Genomic DNA, 18,621 nt, shown 5'->3' on the forward strand with positions numbered 1-18,621 from the left:
AGGGGAGACGATGACCGAGACCCGGCACCTGAGCGCCCTCGACCTCGCCGCAGCGCTGCGCCGCGGCGAGGCCGACGCTCGCGAGCACACCGAGGCCGTGCTGCGGGCGGCGCGCGAGGAGGCCGCGCCGACCGGGGCCTTCGCGCATCTGCTCGCCGAGCGCTCCCGCGCGCAGGCCGAGCGCGCGCAGACCCGCCTGGAGGCCGCCCGCACCGATCCGGCCGCCGCCGCGGAGCTCGCGCGCCGGTCGCCGCTGCTGGGCGTACCCGTGCCCGTGAAGGACCTCAGCCGCATCGCCGGGGAGCCGTTCGAGGCCGGCAGCGCCGTGCTGCGCGGGACCATCGCCGAGGTCACCGACGGCGTCCCGGCCCTGCTCGAGGACGCCGGGACCGTCACCATCGGCAAGACCTCCACCCCCGAGTTCGGCATGCCCTGCTACACCGAGCCCGCCCACGCGGCGCCGGCCCGCACGCCGTGGGACCTGCGCCGCACCGCCGGCGGCTCCAGCGGCGGGGCGGCCGCCGCAGTCGCCGCCGGCATCGTGCCCCTCGCGCACGGCTCCGACGGCGGCGGTTCGGTCCGCATCCCCGCGGCGTGCTGCGGCGTGGTCGGGATGAAGCCCTCCCGCGGGGTCGTCTCCCCGGGCCCCTACGGCGCCGAGGGGCCGGGTCTGGTGAGCGACGGGATGATCGCCCGCACGGTCCGCGACGTCGCCGCCGGCCTCGACGCGATCGCCGGCTCCCGGCCGGGCGACGCCTACCCGGCGCCGCTGCCGCCGGGCGGCTTCCTCGCGGCGCTCCAGGGCCGCGAGCAGGCGCAGGGCCGCCGCGGGGCGCGCGCCGCCCACGGCAGCGGCGGGCTGCGCATCGGCGTGCTCACGCAGCCGCTGAACATCGACACCCCCGTCCACCCCGCCGCGCTGCGCGCCGTCGAGCGCGCGAGCGAGGCGCTGCGCGGAGCCGGGCACGAGCTGGTCGAGCTCTCGGCCCCCTTCACCCCCGAGCAGTGGCGCACCTTCATGCCGCTGTGGACCGTCGGCGCCGCCTCCATCCCGCTGCCGCCCGAGGCCGAGCAGCAGCTGATGCCGCTCACCCGGTGGCTGCGCGCGCAGGGCCGCGCATACGACGGCGTCGCCGTCTCCTCGGCGCTCGCGGGGATGCAGGCCCTCGCCCGCACGGTCGGGCAGGCCTTCGCCTCGGTGGATGCGGTGCTGACCCCGTCCCTCAGCGGCCCGCCCGCCTTCCCCGCCGATCTGCAGCTGGCCGATCCGGCCGCGGACTTCGACGCCCAGTGCGCCTTCACCCCCTGGACCAGCACCTGGAACATGACCGGCCGTGCCGCGATCTCCGTGCCCGTGCACCGGGAGGAGATCGACGGGACCCAGCTGCCCTTCGGCGCGCACATCGGCGCGGTCCGGGCCGGGGACGACGTGCTCGTGCTCGCCCTGGCCGAGCTGCTCGAGGCCGAGGACCCGTGGCCGCTGGTGCGGGAGGTCGCCGCATGAGCTCGGCCCCCGCCCCGCCTCCGTCGCCCGGGTCCGATCCCGCGCCCGCCGTGCCCCTGCAGGTCCAGGGGTCGGTGCGGCTGGACGTGTGGCTGTGGAGCGCCCGCATCTTCCCGACCCGCTCGGCGGCGACCGCGGCGTGCCGCGGCGGGCACGTGCGCCGGGGCGGGGAGCCGGCCAAGGCCGCCCAGCAGGTCGTGGTGGGGGAGGAGCTGCGGGTGCGCTTCCCGGGCCGGGAGCGGATCCTCGTCATCCGCGGGATCCTGCGCAAGCGCGTCGGGGCGCCCGTGGCCCGGGCGAACTACGAGGACCTCACCCCGCCGCCGCCCCCGCAGCTGCTCGCGGCCCCGCCCCGCCGGGACCGAGGCAGCGGCCGCCCCACGAAGAAGGAGCGGCGCGAGATGGATCGGCTGCGCGGCCGCGACGAGCTCGACCGCTCCGGGGGAGAGACGGACTGAGGCCGCCGGCGGCCGCCCGGAGGCCCTAGTCGGCCGGACGGAGGCCCCCGGGCGGCCGGACGGAGACCCCCGGGCGGGCCGGACCGGGCGGCTCAGGCGCCGCCGGACGCCGAGACCAGCGCCTGGCGGTTGGCGGTCAGGCGCGTGAGCAGCTGCTGCTCGTGCCGGACCACCTTGGGGTTGGCGCCGTCGGCCATGAGCCGCTGGCGCACCGAGGCGAGGTCCGCGGACTCGCGGATGAACCTCTTCATCGTCGGCAGGGCGCCGATCTGCCGCGCCCACTGCTTGCCCTCGCGCCGGCCCTTCCAGGTGGCCAGCATCGTGACCTCCTCATGGGTGAGCCAGCCGCGGTTGGCGTAGTCGCCCAGGCGCACCCGGGTCAGGCGGGACTCGTCCCAGACCAGCAGCCCGATCAGCCCCAGCCACACGGCGGACAGGCACATCTCGATGATCAGCATGAGGATCAGCCCCCACAGGCTGGGGAAGAGGAAGGAGCTGCCGTTCCACAGGGCATGCAGGGCGATGCCCGGCCAGGTGGCGACGAGGAAGACGAGCGCGCCGGGCAGGGTGCCCCACTTGCGCGCCACGAGGCCCATGATCACGCCGGTGAGGGACGTGTAGATCGCGTGGCCGAAGATCCCGATCACGCCGCGGATCACGCCGAGCACCGCCAGACCGCCGATGCCGCCGCCGTCCAGCGCCCGGCCGTAGTAGAGGATGTTCTCGGTGAAGGCGAAGCCGCCGCCGATGAGCGCGCCGTACAGCAGGCCGTCCAGCGGGCCGTTGAAGTAGCGCCGGGCGATGAGGAACAGCACGACCAGGCCGAGCCCCTTGGAGGTCTCCTCCGTCAGAGGGGCGCTGATCACGGCGCCGACGAAGCTCGAGACGACCTCGGAGCCGCTGACCGCATAGGCGATCTCGCCCACCAGGGTGTTGACCACGAAGCTGATCGCCACGGCGATCGCCGCGCCCCACAGCACCGCGCTGAGCAGCAGGGGGATGGGCTGCGGATCCCAGCGGTCGGCGAGGAAGATGACCCCGGCGATCACCACCAGGGAGAAGCCGGCGATGATGACGTACCCCAGCCACCACAGCGGGCTCGAGGTCGTCGAGATCGCGTAGAGGAAGAAGAAGAACGCCAGCACCACCAGCAGGGCCATGCCCAGCAGCGCCACCAGGATCCACGCCAGCACGCGCGAGACGGGGACGTACTGGTCGCCCTTGCCCTGGAGCTGCTGCACCCGGCGCGTCTGGGTGGCCCAGGCCGACTGCGGCTGGGCCTGCGGCGGCGCCTGCACGGGGGCGGGGGCGAAGCGCGCCGCGGTCAGCGGGCCGGCCGGGCGGACCGAGGTGTCGTAGAGCCGGGGCAGGCCGTAGTCGACGTACTGCGGGCTGGACTGGAACTGCGGGGCCCCGGAGGGGTGCTGCGCGGCTCCGGGCCGGGGTCGATGCTGCGGGGCGGACGGGGGAGGCTGCTGCGGGGGATGCGTCATGGAGGACCTCGCGACGGGGACGAACGGGGGCGCACGGCACGGATGCCGCCTCGCACCCTGCGATAGTAGCGGGGCGGGACGCCGTCGGTCCGGCGCTCGGGCGGCGCGCGCCGTCCGCCCCCTCCCCAGAGTTGAGCGGAATAGACTCAACCCGGGTGTCGTTGCACCTCGTGTACTGCTGATCGCACACCGGAAGGACGACCGTGGATTTCCGATTCACCACCCGCTCGCAGGATGCCGTGAGCGCCGCCGCCCAGCGGGCGGTCGAGCTCGGCAATCCGCAGATCCTCGCCATGCACCTGCTGTGGGCGCTGACCACGCAGGAGGACGGGATCGGCCGCGCCCTCCTCGCGGAGGTCGGCGTCGACCCCGCCGCCACGGCCGCCTCGGCCGACGCCGCCGTGCGGGCTCTGCCCTCGGTCAGCGGCAGCGGAGCCCCGGAGCATCCGACCTTCGTCGGCTCCGGCTACGACGCCCTGGAGGCCGCCCGCCGGGAGGCCGACGCCCAGGGACGCACCTACCTGTCCACCGAGCAGCTGCTGATCGGCATCGCGCTCGGCTCGGATGACGCCGCGCGACTGCTCGCCTCCGCGGGAGCGACGCCGGAGGCCCTTCGTTCCGCCGCGGAATCGCTCACCGAGAAAGGAGCGCACATGGACACCCAGAACCCCGAGGGAACCTTCCAGAGCCTCGAGAAGTTCGGCATCGACCTGACCGAGCAGGCCCGGGAGGGCCGGCTGGACCCCGTCATCGGCCGTGACAGCGAGATCCGCCGGGTGGTGCAGGTGCTCTCGCGCCGCACCAAGAACAACCCGGTGCTCATCGGCGAGCCCGGCGTCGGCAAGACCGCCGTGGTCGAGGGCCTCGCCCAGCGCATCGTCGAGGGGGACGTTCCCGAGTCCCTGCGCGGCAAGCGCCTGATCTCCCTGGACCTCTCCTCGATGGTCGCGGGCTCGAAGTACCGCGGCGAGTTCGAGGAGCGGATGAAGGCCGTGCTCGACGAGATCCGCACCAGCAACGGGCAGATCATCACCTTCATCGACGAGCTGCACACCGTCGTCGGGGCGGGCGGCGGCTCCGAGGGCGCCCTGGACGCCGGCAACATGCTCAAGCCCATGCTCGCCCGCGGCGAGCTGCGCATGGTCGGCGCCACCACGCTCGACGAGTACCGCGAGAACATCGAGAAGGACCCGGCGCTCGAGCGCCGCTTCCAGCAGGTCTTCGTCGGCGAGCCCAGCGTCGAGGACACCATCACCATCCTGCGCGGCCTGAAGGACAAGTACGAGGCCCACCACAAGGTCTCGATCACCGACTCCGCGCTGGTGGCCGCGGCGACCCTGTCCGACCGCTACATCACCGGACGCCAGCTGCCGGACAAGGCCATCGACCTGGTCGACGAGGCCGCCTCGCGCCAGCGCATGGAGCTGGACTCCTCGCCGGTGGAGCTGGACATCCTGCGCCGTCAGGTCGACCGGCTCAAGATGGAGGAGCTGGCCCTGCAGGGATCCGACGACCCCGGCAGCCGGGCGCAGCTGGAGTCCGTGCGCGCCCAGCTCGCCGACCGCACCGAGCGGATGACGGCCCTCGCGGCCCGCTGGGAGCGGGAGAAGGCCGGGCTGAACCTCGTCGGCGACCTGAAGGCGCAGCTCGAGCAGCTGCGCATGCAGGCCGATCGCGCCCAGCGCGAGGGCGACCTCACCGCCGCCTCGAAGATCCTCTACGGCGACATCCCGCAGCTGAAGCAGGAGCTGCAGGACGCCGAGGAGCGCGAGGCCGGCGGCGTCCTCGAGGACGAGCGGCCGCTCGTGTCCGAGCGCGTCGGCCCGGACGACATCGCGGAGGTCGTCGGCTCCTGGACCGGGATCCCCGCCGGCCGGCTGCTGCAGTCCGAGACCCAGAAGCTCCTGGAGATGGAGGACCTCATCGGGCGGCGGCTGATCGGCCAGCGGCGCGCGGTCACGGAGGTCGCCGACGCGGTGCGCCGTGCCCGCGCCGGGATCTCCGATCCGAACCGGCCCACCGGCTCCTTCCTGTTCCTGGGGCCGACGGGCGTGGGCAAGACGGAGCTCGCGAAGTCGCTGGCCGAGTTCCTCTTCGACGACGAGCGCGCGATGGTCCGCATCGACATGTCCGAGTACGGCGAGAAGCACACCGTCTCGCGCCTGGTCGGGGCCCCGCCCGGGTACGTCGGCTACGACGAGGGCGGTCAGCTCACCGAGGCCGTGCGGCGCCGTCCCTACTCGGTGGTCCTGCTCGACGAGATCGAGAAGGCCCACCCGGACGTCTTCGACATCCTGCTGCAGGTGCTGGACGACGGCCGCCTGACCGACGGCCAGGGGCGCACCGTCGACTTCCGCAGCACGATCCTCATCCTCACCTCGAACCTGGGCTCGCAGTTCCTTCTGGACGAGGGCCTGGACGAGGCCGCCCGGGAGCGGGCCGTGATGGACGTGGTGCGGGCGTCCTTCAAGCCCGAGTTCCTCAACCGCCTCGACGACGTCGTGATGTTCGACCGCCTGGACCGGGAGGAGCTCGCCCGGATCGTGCGCCTGCAGGTGCGCTCGGTCGCGGACCGTCTGGCCGACCGCCGGATCGGCCTCGAGGTCACCGATGCGGCGATCGACTGGCTCGCGGCGGAGGGCTGGGACCCGGCCTACGGCGCGCGTCCGCTGAAGCGCCTCGTGCAGAAGGAGATCGGCGACGCCCTGGCGCGCATGCTCCTGCGCGGCGAGGTCGCGGACGGCCAGGAGGTCCTGGTGGATCGGGCCGAGGGCGGGTCCGGCGAGGGGCCCGGACTGGCGCTGTCGGTGGCGGCCGAGGCCGACGCCGAGCCCGCCGCCTGAGCCTCCGCGGACCGGCGGAGGGCGACCGCGCCGGTCCGCGGGCTCAGAGGGGCCCCGTCCTCACCCCTGGGCGGGGGCGGGGTCCCAGGGCAGGGGAAGGTGCTCGCGGCGGCGGCGCAGCAGCTCCTGCGGGTCCGTGAGCAGCCCGCGCGCCTCCTCCATCTGGTCCTTGAAGCCGCCGACCCCGTCGGCCATCGCGTGGATCTGCTCGGAGACCGGGGCCGGGGCGATCGGCTCGCTGGCGTCCGCCATGTCGTGCAGCAGCTCCTCACCCGCACCGAGGACCGCCCGCGTGGGGTCCGGCACCAGGAGCAGGGAGGCGTTCTCGATGTCGCGCAGCATCCCGTACTCCAGCTCGCGGGCCGCGCCGCCGAGGTCGCCCTCCAGCAGCTCCGAGCCCACGGCGCCGGTGGTCTGCACCCGGTTGGCGAGGGTCTGGTCGATCCCGCGCAGCGACTGCCCCAGCACCGACTCGTCCCCGACCAGCGCCCCGCCCACGGTGACCGGCATGCTCGCCAGGTCCAGGGCGGGCACCCATTCCTCGTGCCCGTGGGCGATCAGCCAGGACTCGGCGTCCTCGAGGGCGGTCTCGATCTTCCCGTGACCGATGTTCGCCCCCTGCAGCAGGCCGAGCCCCGGCACCTTGCGCAGGGCGAGGGTCCGGAACCCTTCGGCGCCGGCGAGGATGTCCTCGTCGTAGCGGAGCCCGCCCTCCTCGGCGGGGACCCCGGGACGCGGGGTGCGCAGATCCTCGAGGGCCGCCGTCCCGGCCTCGCGCAGGCGCTCGAGCTCCTGGGGCGTGGCGGCGAGCGGCTGCCCGATGCCGCCGCGATCGCGCAGCGTCTCCTGCCAGGTCCCGGTGCCGGAGGCCGGCGGGGGACCGCCGGCGGGGCCGCCGGGAGAGGTCGGGCCCATGAGGATCTCGGGCAGGGCGGACCCGCGAGGGCCCGGACCCTCGGCCCCCGGGACGGCGCCGCGGTCCGGGGCACTGGCGGCGTCCTGCGCCTCGGCCTGGGCGGCCAGCTCCTGCCCGCGGCGCAGCAGCATCGCGGCGGTCGCCCCGCCCCGGGCGATCACCGCCCCGGTCCGGTCACGGAAGGCCTCGGCATCGGGCCCGGTCCAGCCGACCGCGCCGGAAAGGACCCCCAGGCCCTCGAGGAGGTCGCGGATCTGCTCCGTCCGCTCGAGGATCAGGTCGTTCAGCTCGCGCATCTGCTCGGGGATGCAGCCCAGGAAAGAGGTCATGCCGCGACGCTAGGCGCGTCGCGGCACGACATCATCCCCGGCTCCGGGAATGTGGATAACCGTCGTCCGGGGAGGACCAGCGGTCCGCCCCCTCGAGGATCACACGACGATGTTCACCAGCTTCGGCGCGCGCACGATCACCTTGCGCACGCTCCGGCCCTCCAGCAGCTCCTGCACGCGCGGCTCGGCCAGGACCAGCTGCTCCAGCTCCGCCTCGCCGATCTCCGCGTCGACCTCCAGGCGGTGGCGCACCTTGCCCTTGATCTGCACCACGCAGGTGACCTCATCGGCCTTCACCAGGGCAGGATCGGCGACCGGGTAGGCGGCCCGGGCCAGGGAGTCCCCATGGCCCAGGCGCTGCCACAGCTCCTCGGCCAGGTGCGGGGCGAAGGGCGAGACCATCAGCACCAGCGGCTCGACCGCCTCCCGGGGCGAGACCCCGGACTTGGTCAGGTGGTTCACCAGCTCGATGAGCTTCGCGATCACCGTGTTGAACTGCATCTGGTCCATGTCGCGGCGCACGCCGTCGATGGTGCGATGCACGGCCTGCCGGGTGGGGACATCGGCCGGGTCGTCGGTCACGACGACCTCTCCGGTCTCCTCGTCCACCACCAGGCGCCACAGGCGCTGCAGGAAGCGCTGGGAGCCGACGACCGCGCGGGTCTCCCAGGGGCGGGACAGGTCCAGCGGGCCCATCGACATCTCGTACACGCGCAGGGTGTCCGCACCGTACTCGGCGTACATCTCGTCGGGCGAGACGCTGTTCTTCAGCGACTTGCCCATCTTCCCGTACTCCTGGGTCACCGGCTTCCCGGCGTGGGTGAAGGTCCCGTCGGGCCCCTCGACGACCTCCGCCGCGGGCACGTAGAAGCCGCGCTCGTCGGTGTAGGCGAAGGCCTGGATGTAGCCCTGGTTGAACAGCTTGTGGAACGGCTCCTGGCTGGAGACGATGCCGCGGTCGAACAGGACCTTGTGCCAGAAGCGGGCGTACAGCAGGTGCAGCACCGCGTGCTCGACGCCGCCCACGTACAGGTCCACACCGCCGGTGCCGCCCTCGGAGCGCGGCCCCATCCAGTACTCCTCGTTGGCCGGCTCGACCAGGGCGGACTCGTCCGTCGGGTCGATGTAGCGCAGCGCGTACCAGGAGGAGCCCGCCCAGTTGGGCATCGTGTTCGTCTCGCGGCGGTAGCGCTTGGGGCCGTCGCCCAGGTCCAGGGTGACGTGCACCCAGTCCTCGTTGCGCGAGAGCGGGGTCTGCGGCTCGGTGTCCGCGTCCTCCGGGTCGAAGGTGCGCGGGGAGAAGTCCTCCAGCTCGGGCAGCGGGACCGGCAGCTGGTCCAGCGGCAGGGCGATCGCGCGGTCGGGATCGTCCTCGGCGTACACGATCGGGAACGGCTCGCCCCAGTAGCGCTGGCGCGAGAACAGCCAGTCACGCAGGCGGTACGTGGTCCGGGCGCTGCCGAAGCCCTTCTCCAGCGCGAAGTCGATGGCCCGCGCCTTGGCGGTGTCCACGTCCAGGCCGTTCAGATCCAGATCCCCGTGGGCGGAGTTGATCTTCTCGCCCGGGCCCGTGTAGGCCTGCCCCTCGACGAAGTCCTCCGGCACCTGCACGGTGCGGATGATCGGCAGCTCGAACCGGGTCGCGAAGTCGTGGTCGCGCTGGTCCTCCGCGGGGACGGCCATGATGGCGCCCGTGCCGTAGCCGGTCAGCACGTAGTCCGCGGTGAACACCGGCACGCGGCGCTCGTCCATCGGGTTCACGGCGAACAGGCCGGTGAACACGCCGGTCTTCTCGCGGTCCTCGGCGGTGCGGTCCTCGGCCGATGCCGCGGCCGCGCGCGCCTGGTAGGCGGCCACGGCCTCGCGCGGGCTCGCGGCGCCGCCGGTCCAGGCCTCCCGCGTGCCCTCCGGCCACGCCGCAGGCAGGGTGGAGGGATCGGCCAGCAGCTCGTGCTCGGGGGAGAGCACCGTGAACGTCGCGCCGAACAGCGTGTCGGGGCGGGTGGTGAACACGTCGAAGCTCCGCGGGGGCGCGTCGGAGGCCTCCTCGACCTCGAAGGTGATCTCGGCGCCGCGCGAGCGGCCGATCCAGTTGCGCTGCATGGCGCGCACCGACTCGGGCCAGTCCACCCGGTCCAGGTCGTCGACCAGACGATCGGCGTAGGCGGTGATCCGCATGTTCCACTGCCGCAGGCGCCGCCGGAAGACGGGGAAGTTCCCGCGCTCGGAGCGGCCGTCGGGGGTGACCTCCTCGTTGGCCAGCACCGTGCCCAGCCCCGGGCACCAGTTCACGGGCGTCTCGGAGATGTAGGCCAGGCGGAAGCAGTCCACCAGCTCCTGCATGTGCTCGGGCTCGTACTGGACCAGGAAGTCGAAGGGGATCCGCTTGGGGGAGTCCCAGTGCTCGGCCGAGGGCTTGCGTCCGCGCCAGTACTCGGGCAGCTCGATGCCCTGGCGCTCGGCCAGCTCCCACGGGTCGACCTCGCGGTCCTGGATGGCGCCCTTCAGCTCCGCGATCGGGCGGGCGCGGCCGACGATGCCGTCGACGTTCTCGGCGTCCGGGTCGTACCAGGAGTCGAACAGCTGCAGGAAGATCCACTGGGTCCAGCGCACGAACTCGTCGTCCGTGGTGGCCAGCTCGCGGCGGCGGTCATGGGACAGGCCCATGCGCGCCAGCTGGCGGCGCATGGTGGCGATGTTCGCCTCGGTCGTCACGCGCGGATGCGTCCCCGTCTGGATCGCGTACTGCTCGGCCGGCAGGCCGAAGGCGTCGTAGCCCATCGTGTACAGCACGTTGCGGCCCAGCATCCGCTGATGGCGGGCGACGACGTCGGTCGCGATGTACCCCAGCGGGTGGCCCACGTGCAGCCCCGACCCGGAGGGGTAGGGGAACATGTCCATGATGAAGGCCTTCTCGGCGGGCAGCTCGGCGCCGTCCTGGGCGAGCGGCCCGACGGGGTTGGCCGCATGGAAGGTGCCCTGCTCCTCCCAGCGGTCCTGCCAGCGATGCTCGATCTCGTCGGCCATCTGTGCCGTGTAGCGGTACGGCGCCTCGGTCATGGGTGCTCCTCGCTCCTGCGTGTGGGTGGGGATGTCGTCGTCCTCGCGGGCTGCGTCCGCGCTGCTCGGGCCGACGGGGGCCCGACATGAAAAAACCCTCGTGCGCACGAGGGGAGCCGCGTCGTTGCCGCCGGCCGGACGCTCCGCGCGGGAGCGACGGCGAGCAGGCCTGGTACGACGCGGCTACGGAAGCAGAAGTCGACGAGCCACGCTCCGATCCTACGCCGCCGGACGCCGGCGACCAACCCGGCTCACACCCCGAGCACGGCGGAGAGCAGCAGGAGGACCGCCACGGTGCCCACGGTGGTGGTCAGGACCGTGTCCCGGGCGAGCTCCTCCGCGGCCTCGTAGCGGGAGGCCGCCACGAACACGTTCTGGGCGGTGGGCAGCGCCGCCATCACCACGACCGCGTAGAGGTCATGGCCGCGCAGGCCCAGCAGGGCGCCGAGACCGAGCGCGATGATCGGCATCACCAGCAGCTTCGCGCCCGATGACACGGCGATCAGCCCGCGGTACCCGGCGTCCTTGGCATACGGCGCCGAACCGATCAGCGAGATCCCGTAGGCGAGCAGCATGCCCGGGATCGCCATGTCCGCGAGGGCCTCGAAGGGCTCGAGGACGACCTCGGGCAGCTGCACGCCGGAGGCGACCAGCACCATGCCGAGCGCCGAGGCGATGATCACGGGGTTCGCGCCGAGGCTGCGCAGCACCCCGCCCAGGCCGGGGCTCGACTCCGAGGTCACCCGGTGCAGCACGAACAGGTACAGCGGCGTGTACACGGCCTGCTGGAAGAGGATCACCGGCAGGGCATGGGAGATGTCGCCCAGCACGTAGGCGGCGATCGGGAAGCCCATGTTGGCGCCGTTGACGACGGAGCCGGAGATCGCGGCGACCACCAGGTCCGCGCCGCGGCGCCGGGTGAGCAGGCGCAGCCCCACCAGCAGCAGCGCCCCGGTGAGGAGACCGGACAGGCCCGCGACGAGCATCGGGGTCGACAGCACCTCGCGCAGATCGCTCGTGAGCAGCGCCGTGAGCACCAGCGACGGGGAGGCGAGGAAGAAGGTCACCCGGTTCAGCACGAACCGCGCCTGGTCGCCGAGGACGCCGGTGCGGCCCACGGCCCAGCCGATCGCGATCAGGCTCCAGACGATCAGGAAACCGGACAGAACGCCCGTCATGCGGCGCGGCCCCCTCGGTGCCGATGCGACCGGCGGGGGGCGCGCGCGGGGATCATCGGACGCCGGCGCTCTCGCGGCCGGAGATCTGGGAGGCGTCGCCCGGCACGGGCTCGGCGGCGTCCTCGCCGAGGGCGAGGATCCGGTTCCCGCGGTCCACGTGCACGACCCGGGGGCGGTGCGCGCGGGCCTCGGCGTCCTCGTACAGGCCGTAGGCCATGATGATCACGAGGTGGCCGGGGGCGACGAGGTGAGCTGCGGCACCGTTGATGCCGATCACACCGCTGCCGCGCTCGCCGGCGATGGCATACGTCACCAGGCGGGCGCCGTTGTCGATGTCGGCGATCGTGACCTGCTCGTTCTCCAGGATTCCGGCAGCATCGAGCAGATCGGCGTCGATGGTGATCGAGCCGACGTAGTGCAGATCGGCCTGAGTGACCGTCGCACGGTGGATCTTCGAGGTCATGAGTGTGCGCATCATCGTGCGCCCAGTCTTCCATGCGCGATGATGGACGTGTCAGAACCGTCAGGAGGATCACCATGCCCAAGGCCCGTCGCCGATCTCCCCACCGCAGCGATCGGTTCGACCAGATGGCCCTGCCCGAGGAGCTCCTGGAGGTTCTCGCCGATCAGGGGCTCGAGCGCGCCTTCGAGATCCAGGAGGCGATCCTGCCCGACGCCCTCGCGGGCCGGGACGTGCTCGGCCGCGCCGAGACCGGCAGCGGCAAGACGCTCGCCTTCACGCTCGCGATGACCGCCCGCTTCCGGGGGCGCAAGGTCCACAAGCGGCGCCCCCTGGGCGTCGTCCTCGTCCCCACCCGCGAGCTCGCGGTGCAGGTCGTGGACACCTTCCACCCCTTCGCCCGCGCCATGCGGATCCGTGCGCAGCTGGTCGCCGGCGGCATGAACATCGACAAGCAGGCCGAGGCCCTCGCGCGGGGCGTCGAGATCGTGGTGGCGACCCCGGGCCGGCTGATCGACCTCGCCGCCCGCGAGGCGCTGTTCCTGGACCGCGTGGAGACCACGGTGATCGACGAGGCCGACCACATGGCCGACCTCGGCTTCCTCGACGAGGTCACCCAGATCCTCGAGCACACGGAGATGGGCACGCAGAAGATGCTGTTCTCCGCGACCCTGGACGGCCAGGTCGAGCAGATCATCGACCGCTTCCTGGTCGATCCGGTCGCCCACGAGACCACGCCCGTCGCCGCGGCCGTCAAGACCATGCGCCATCGTCTGCTGGCGATCAACCCCAAGCAGAAGCGCCAGATCACCGCGCAGCTCGGGGCCCGCCGCGGCCGCACCCTGATGTTCACCCGCACCCAGCTGGGGGCCGAGCGCGTCGCCCAGGAGCTCATCGAGGTCGGGATCCCGGCCGCGGCGCTGCACGGCAACAAGCAGCAGGGCCTGCGCACCAACGTCCTGGCCGGCTTCCGCGAGGGCGCGTTCCCCGTGCTGGTGGCGACCGACGTCGCCGCCCGCGGACTGCACATCGACGACGTCACCATGGTCGTCCACGTCGACCCGGCGACGGACGTGAAGGAGTACGTGCACCGCTCCGGGCGCACCGCCCGCGCCGGCGCCGAGGGCACCGTCGTCACCCTCGCCCTGCCGCACCAGCTGGGCCCCGTCCGCGAGGTGATCAGCGGCGCCGAGGTCGAGCCCGTCGAGTCCGAGGTCCGCGACGCCTCCGCCCAGGCCCTCATCGACCTCGGCGGCCGCACCCCCTCCGGGGAGCCCGCCGAGGATCCCTCGCGTATCAAGCACAAGGGCGCTCCCCGCAAGCTCGACTTCGGGCGCAAGGGCGGCGCCAACCGCAAGCTCGCCGAGGACCGGCGCGCCAACGAGGAGCTGCGCGCCTCCTGGGACGAGGAGCAGCAGGGCGCGGCACCCGCGGGGGCCCGCGGCGGGCGCCGTCCCGCCGGCGGAGGACGCGGCGGAGCCGGGGGCCGGTCCGGCGGCCGCGGCACCGGGGCGGCCGCCCGCGGCGCAGCCTCCGCAGGACGCGCCGGCGGCGCCGCCGGGCGCGGTGCCGGCTCCCGGGGGCGCGGCCGTCGCCCCGGCGGCCGGGCCGGCGCGGCCGACGGCCGCGAGTTCGGCGGTCGCGGGTCCGAGGGCCGTGGCACCGGCGGGCGCGGTGCCGGGGGCCGCGGCGCCGGAGGCTCGGGCCGGGGCCCCGCCGGGGGCAGGGGACAGCGTCCCGGCGGCGGCAAGCCCCCGCGTCGAGGAGGCGGGCGGTGAGCGTCAGCCTGTTCGATCTGTTCAAGATCGGCATCGGACCGTCCAGCTCCCACACCGTGGGACCGATGCGCGCGGCGAGCCGCTTCGCGCAGGAGGTGCTGGACGACCCCGCGATCGGGGACCGGGTCGCCGATGTGCAGGTGCACCTGTACGGCTCCCTGGCGGCGACGGGGCACGGACACGGCACCCTGGACGCCATCATCATGGGCCTCGAGGGCGCGGACCCGGAGACCGTCGACCCGGTCGCGGGCCGGGCACGGGTGGCGGACATCGCCGAGCGCGGCGGGCTCCGCCTGGACGGGCGGCGCGAGGTGGCGCTGCGCGGGGAGGACATCGTCCTGCATCCGCTGACCTTCCTGCCGCAGCATTCCAACGGCATGACCTTCGTGGCGCTGGACGCGGACGGCACCGAGCTCGTGCGCCGGCAGCTGTTCTCCATCGGCGGCGGCTTCGTCGTCGACGCCGAGGACATGGATCAGCCCATCGCCTCCGTCGTCGCCGAGGAGGAGGGCCGCCGCGTCTTCACCACCGGGGCGGAGCTGCTGCAGGTATGCGAGGAGCGCGGCATCTCGATCTCCGAGGCCATGCTCGAGCGCGAGCGGCAGTGGCGCACCGACGAGGAGATCCGCGCCGGGGCGCTGAGGATCTGGCGGGCGATGAGCGACTGCATCGACCGCGGCGTGCGCACCCACGGCGTGCTGCCCGGCGGGCTGGAGGTGCCTCGCCGCGCCGCGCCCTGGTACGAGTCCCTCAGCGCCGAGGACCCGCAGCGCCTGGCGATGAACGCCTTCGAATGGGTCTCCCTCGCCGCCCTCGCCGTGAACGAGGAGAACGCCGCCGGTGGCCGAGTGGTCACCGCCCCGACCAACGGCGCGGCGGGGATCATCCCGGCCGTCCTCCACTTCGCCACCCACTACCTGGCCGATGTCGACCCCGACGAGGTCGCGGTGCGCTTCCTGCTGGCCGCGGCGGCGATCGGCTCGCTGTACAAGGAGCATGCCTCGATCTCGGGGGCCGAGGTCGGCTGCCAGGGCGAGGTGGGGTCGGCATGCTCGATGGCCGCCGCCGGCCTCGCCGAGGTGATGGGCGCCAAGCCCGCCCAGGTCGAGAACGCCGCCGAGATCGCGATGGAGCACAACCTGGGCCTGACCTGCGACCCGATCGCCGGTCTCGTCCAGATCCCCTGCATCGAGCGCAACGCCATGGCGGCGGTCAAGGCGATCACCGCGGCCCGCTTCGCCCTGCGCGGCACCGGGGAGCACTTCGTGTCCCTGGACACCGTCATCGAGACGATGCGGCAGACGGGCCGCGACATGTCCGAGCGCTACAAGGAGACGGCCATGGGAGGGCTCGCCGTCACGGCGGTGCCGGTGTCCCTGCCGGAGTGCTGACGGCGTTCTCTCACGGATCGGACCCGAAGCCCGGCCCGGGCCTGGCTGGGAACCGAAGCCCGGCCCGGGGCCAGGCGAGGACCCGAGGACTGGCCCGGGGTCGAGGCCTGCCCCGGGGTCGAGACCTGCCGCGAGCCCGGGGCCTCGCTCTGGGCCGAGGGCGGTTCAGGTGCGGCGAGCGGAATCCTGATCGGTGTCCGTCCGAGGTCCTGGCTCGAGCAGGATCTCCCGCGGCACGGCGGCGGCCCCGAACCGTTCGCGCACCTCCTCCCGCACGCGCCGGATGACCTCCGCCGCCGCCGCGTCCCCGCCACCCGCGGCGGGATGGGCGGGATCGATCCGGATGCGGCCCCGGGTGCGGGCGCCGAACCGGGCATCCGGCACCACCTCGAGCCGCACCGCCGCGATGCCGGGGAGACCGGCGACGAAGGCCCGCACGGCCCCTGGATCGTGCAGCAGACCGCCGGAGGAGACGCGGCCGTCCGCCCGGCCGGTCACCGCCACGGTGCCGTCCGAGCCGATCCGTCCGCGATCGGTGATGACCGTGCGCCCCTGCGTGAAGGGCGAGCGCACCGCGAGCAGCCCGTCGCGCTCCCGGATCCGCACTCCGTGCAGCGGCACGCCGTCCACGCACAGCGATCCCGTCTCGGTGGTGCCGTAGACATCGTGCACCCGGCCGATGCCTGCGGCCAGCAGCTCCTGGCGCATCGAGGCGGTCAGGACGTCGGAGCCGCTGAGGGCGCGGGGGATGGGCAGCGGACCGGTCCGGGCGAGATCCAGGAGGTGGACGGGCACGCCCGTGATCAGGTCCGGGGCGGTGCTGCGCAGCAGGGCATGGGCGGCCGGCATGTTGAGCCGGGAGACGTCCACCAGCACCATCCCCAGGGCGAGGGCTCCTGCCGCGGCGGACAGCCCGTGGCCATGCTCTCCCGGAGCCGCGCAGGCGATGGTGCGTCCGGGGCGCATGCCCAGACGGTGCGCGAGATCCAGCCCGAGAGCCAGCTGCGTGAGGCTGAGCGGCCCTCGGGTCAGCGCCCGAGGCGCCGCCGTGGTGCCCGAGGAGCGCACGGCGATGCGCCGCACACCCGGTGCGGCGACCTCGGCCAGGATCTCGCGCAGCGGACCGGGGCGCAGGTGGACGTCTGCGGGCGCCGGCGTGCCCGCGTCCTGGGCGCGGACACCGCGGTGGTGCCTGGAGGGCCGGGTGCGGCGGGCCAGCTCCAGCAGATCCGCCGCGGTGAGCTGCCCGTGGACGTCGACGAGCACGGGGCTGCCGGGGGACAGGCGAGCCCGCAGACGCAGCACCGTCGCGAGGGTGAGGGCGGTCATCGGTCGCGGCGTGCGAAGCGGACGGCGAGTCGCCCGATGCGCCCCGCGGCGCGAGCGCCGGCGGCGGGCGCCGCCTGCGCGATCGGTGCTGTGATGCGCGCCCAGAGCGGTGAGACCAGCGTCCGGTGCGGTCGCAGCGCGCGCAGCACGAAGGCGCTGCCCTGCTGTGGCGACAGGGCGCCGCGCGGCGCCGCACCGTACAGCGGGGCGGACATCGTCGTCGCCACCAGAGGAACCTCGGCGATGGCGATCCGGACGCCGCAGCGCGCCGCATCGGGACGGATCGATCGCAGCCAGCTGTCCAGCCCCGCCTTGCTCGCGGTGTACGCCGCCCAGCCCGGCGCGGGGATCCGGGCGGCGGCGCTGGTGACGGCGACGACGGTGCCCCGTCCTGCGGCGCACATCGGCTCCAGCAGGGCGAGGATCAGACCGGCCGTGCCGACCAGGTTCACGGCGCTGAGCCGGCCCAGGTCATCGGGTCGGGCGAAGGATCGGGCGAGCGGTCGGTGCAGCGAGCGGCCGGCGCAGCAGATCACCGTGTCGGGGACGCCGTCGTGCTCGAGGATCAGCGCGGCGAGACGCGCGACAGCATCCTCGTCCCGCAGGTCGCAGACGCGGACGGAGACCTGAGCACCCCGGGCGCGCGCCTGCTCGGCGACGCGGTCGAGGGCGTCGGCCCGCCGCGCCGTGAGGACCAGTCGGGCGCCCGGCCGCGCCAGGGAATCGACGAGCGCGGCACCGATCCCTCCGCTCGCGCCGGTGACGACGGTGAGCCCCTCGGCCGGTGCGGCGCCGCGACGCCTCATAGGGAGCGATCCCGAGCCTCGGGGTCCTGAGGGCCCTCCGTGTCCGGGGACCGGGCGGGGATCCAGGGATCGGCGTCCTCGTCGACGGGGACGTCCCCGTCGACCAGACGGGACTCGAGGGACTTCGAGAAGAGGGCGACCGGCTCGGAGGCCACATCGATGGTTCCCTCGATGTCCTGCCACGGCCCGCCGGCGACGGAGAACTGCCCGGCATAGGTGGTGGTGAGGGTGACGTCGTACCAGCCTTCGTAGCGGTAGGTGCCCGTGACGTCCTTGGCGGGGTACGGGCGGCCGGATTCACTCGTGGTGATGGTGTTTCCGTCGCCGAGGTCCCAGGTGTAGCTGACGGGGATGGCGCGGATCTGGACGGGGATGCCGAGGACCGAGGTCTCCAGCGTCTGATCTTCCGCATCGGTGTACAGGACGACGTCCATGTTCACCGGAACCCAGCCGTCGACGGGCCCCGCATGCGCCTCGGGAGCGATGACCGGAAGCTTGGCGAAGTCCTCGCGGGTGACCGTGATGACGACGGCCGCTCCACCCGCGGCGGGATCCCCGACCAGTGCGGAGTAGCACCTCACTCCGAGGTCCTGGGAGGTCTGGTTCACGCGGTCGGTGCGGGTGCCCTCCTGGAGAGTCGGAAGGGTGCTGTAGTCACCCTCACTGTTCGTGAACGAGACGACGGCGTCGGCGACGGGGCAGACGGTCGCGATCCCGATGCACCCGCCGTAATCTCCCGAGTCTCCGGACTGGTCGCAGGAGAAGTCATCGCCGACGGTCTCCCACGATTCGAAGAAGCGTGAGATGTGGTCGGTAGTTGATCCGCTTCTCGACCCATTCTCTTCCGTGGTCCCCGTGTTGGAGCCTGGGATCAACAGACTCGAGTCCAATCCAAAGGCTTGGACGGCATCTTCGGTGTACACGCCGGGTGTCGGTTCAGGCGGGGGCTCGGACTGCTCGCCGTCTGCGAATACTTCGCCCGAGAAGGTGATCTGCAAAAGGGTGAGAATGGTCAAGGCAAGTGTGATACCGATTCGGCGGTAGCGAGGTGCCGAAGTACCCATGTCGCTTAACGA

The 18,621-nt window shown here is 73.3% G+C and carries 13 protein-coding genes; 5 read left to right on the plus strand and 8 right to left on the minus strand.

Annotated features, from left to right (window positions below; translation table 11 throughout):
- The first annotated feature begins 10 nt into the window (after positions 1 to 10).
- Both ABD234_RS06775 and ABD234_RS06780 read left to right on the plus strand, forming a co-directional pair.
- Positions 11 to 1,504: an amidase gene (locus ABD234_RS06775; RefSeq protein WP_344354695.1), complete on the plus strand. Its 1,494-nt coding sequence runs from the start codon at positions 11 to 13 to the stop codon at positions 1,502 to 1,504.
- Entirely contained in the window at positions 1,501 to 1,962 is a 462-nt protein-coding gene (locus ABD234_RS06780; RefSeq protein ID WP_084148643.1) for an RNA-binding S4 domain-containing protein, read from the plus strand. The genes ABD234_RS06775 and ABD234_RS06780 overlap by 4 nt, the downstream gene beginning before the upstream one ends.
- Positions 1,963 to 2,054: 92 nt before the next feature.
- On the opposite strand, the gene ABD234_RS06785 is transcribed toward ABD234_RS06780, so the two are convergent.
- Positions 2,055 to 3,455 (minus strand): PrsW family intramembrane metalloprotease, encoded by a 1,401-nt coding sequence (locus ABD234_RS06785; RefSeq protein WP_038374112.1) that lies wholly within the window; start codon positions 3,453 to 3,455, stop codon positions 2,055 to 2,057.
- Positions 3,456 to 3,658: 203 nt separating this feature from the next.
- Here ABD234_RS06785 and clpB point away from each other — a divergent pair, with 203 nt between their 5' ends.
- A complete protein-coding gene (clpB, locus tag ABD234_RS06790; RefSeq protein ID WP_038374110.1) occupies positions 3,659 to 6,298 on the plus strand; it encodes an ATP-dependent chaperone ClpB in 2,640 nt (879 codons plus the stop codon).
- A 60-nt stretch (positions 6,299 to 6,358) separates the two neighbouring features.
- On the opposite strand, the gene ABD234_RS06795 is transcribed toward clpB, so the two are convergent.
- From ABD234_RS06795 to panD, 4 genes are all read right to left on the minus strand, one after another.
- Positions 6,359 to 7,543 (minus strand): hypothetical protein, encoded by a 1,185-nt coding sequence (locus ABD234_RS06795; RefSeq protein ID WP_344354700.1) that lies wholly within the window; start codon positions 7,541 to 7,543, stop codon positions 6,359 to 6,361.
- A 99-nt stretch (positions 7,544 to 7,642) separates the two neighbouring features.
- Positions 7,643 to 10,603 (minus strand): leucine--tRNA ligase, encoded by a 2,961-nt coding sequence (leuS, locus tag ABD234_RS06800; RefSeq protein WP_038374107.1) that lies wholly within the window; start codon positions 10,601 to 10,603, stop codon positions 7,643 to 7,645.
- A gap of 251 nt (positions 10,604 to 10,854) precedes the next feature.
- Entirely contained in the window at positions 10,855 to 11,781 is a 927-nt protein-coding gene (locus ABD234_RS06805; protein ID WP_344354701.1) for an AEC family transporter, read from the minus strand.
- A 52-nt stretch (positions 11,782 to 11,833) separates the two neighbouring features.
- Positions 11,834 to 12,259 (minus strand): aspartate 1-decarboxylase, encoded by a 426-nt coding sequence (gene panD / locus ABD234_RS06810; RefSeq protein WP_038374104.1) that lies wholly within the window; start codon positions 12,257 to 12,259, stop codon positions 11,834 to 11,836.
- Between the two features lie 59 nt (positions 12,260 to 12,318).
- On the opposite strand from panD, the gene ABD234_RS06815 reads away from it, so the two are divergent.
- Entirely contained in the window at positions 12,319 to 14,019 is a 1,701-nt protein-coding gene (locus tag ABD234_RS06815; protein WP_344354704.1) for a DEAD/DEAH box helicase, read from the plus strand.
- Positions 14,016 to 15,410: an L-serine ammonia-lyase gene (locus ABD234_RS06820; protein ID WP_344354705.1), complete on the plus strand. Its 1,395-nt coding sequence runs from the start codon at positions 14,016 to 14,018 to the stop codon at positions 15,408 to 15,410. The genes ABD234_RS06815 and ABD234_RS06820 overlap by 4 nt, the downstream gene beginning before the upstream one ends.
- A 165-nt stretch (positions 15,411 to 15,575) precedes the next feature.
- On the opposite strand, the gene ABD234_RS06825 is transcribed toward ABD234_RS06820, so the two are convergent.
- The 3 genes from ABD234_RS06825 to ABD234_RS06835 are packed head-to-tail and all read right to left on the minus strand — an operon-like array spanning position 15,576 to position 18,561.
- Positions 15,576 to 16,739 (minus strand): AMP-binding protein, encoded by a 1,164-nt coding sequence (locus tag ABD234_RS06825; protein ID WP_344354707.1) that lies wholly within the window; start codon positions 16,737 to 16,739, stop codon positions 15,576 to 15,578.
- Positions 16,736 to 17,545 carry an SDR family NAD(P)-dependent oxidoreductase gene (locus ABD234_RS06830; RefSeq protein ID WP_344354709.1) on the minus strand — a complete coding sequence of 270 codons (810 nt, stop codon included), beginning with the start codon at positions 17,543 to 17,545 and terminating at the stop codon, positions 16,736 to 16,738. Before ABD234_RS06830 ends, ABD234_RS06825 begins: the two co-directional genes overlap by 4 nt.
- Positions 17,542 to 18,561: a PKD domain-containing protein gene (locus tag ABD234_RS06835; protein ID WP_344354711.1), complete on the minus strand. Its 1,020-nt coding sequence runs from the start codon at positions 18,559 to 18,561 to the stop codon at positions 17,542 to 17,544. Before ABD234_RS06835 ends, ABD234_RS06830 begins: the two co-directional genes overlap by 4 nt.
- Positions 18,562 to 18,621: the final 60 nt, after the last annotated feature.

Source organism: Brachybacterium phenoliresistens, from assembly GCF_039530785.1.
Taxonomy (GTDB): Bacteria; Actinomycetota; Actinomycetes; order Actinomycetales; family Dermabacteraceae; genus Brachybacterium; species Brachybacterium phenoliresistens.

Bases quoted from the DNA above. Each gene is read 5' to 3' on its own strand.
- ABD234_RS06775 (WP_344354695.1), top strand. From the start codon at position 11: ATGACCGAGACCCGGCACCTGAGCGCCCTCGACCTCGCCGCAGCGCTG.
- ABD234_RS06780 (WP_084148643.1), top strand. From the start codon at position 1,501: ATGAGCTCGGCCCCCGCCCCGCCTCCGTCGCCCGGGTCCGATCCCGCG.
- ABD234_RS06785 (WP_038374112.1), bottom strand. From the start codon at position 3,455: ATGACGCATCCCCCGCAGCAGCCTCCCCCGTCCGCCCCGCAGCATCGA.
- ABD234_RS06795 (WP_344354700.1), bottom strand. From the start codon at position 7,543: ATGACCTCTTTCCTGGGCTGCATCCCCGAGCAGATGCGCGAGCTGAAC.
- leuS (WP_038374107.1), bottom strand. From the start codon at position 10,603: ATGACCGAGGCGCCGTACCGCTACACGGCACAGATGGCCGACGAGATC.
- ABD234_RS06805 (WP_344354701.1), bottom strand. From the start codon at position 11,781: ATGACGGGCGTTCTGTCCGGTTTCCTGATCGTCTGGAGCCTGATCGCG.
- panD (WP_038374104.1), bottom strand. From the start codon at position 12,259: ATGATGCGCACACTCATGACCTCGAAGATCCACCGTGCGACGGTCACT.
- ABD234_RS06815 (WP_344354704.1), top strand. From the start codon at position 12,319: ATGCCCAAGGCCCGTCGCCGATCTCCCCACCGCAGCGATCGGTTCGAC.
- ABD234_RS06825 (WP_344354707.1), bottom strand. From the start codon at position 16,739: ATGACCGCCCTCACCCTCGCGACGGTGCTGCGTCTGCGGGCTCGCCTG.
- ABD234_RS06830 (WP_344354709.1), bottom strand. From the start codon at position 17,545: ATGAGGCGTCGCGGCGCCGCACCGGCCGAGGGGCTCACCGTCGTCACC.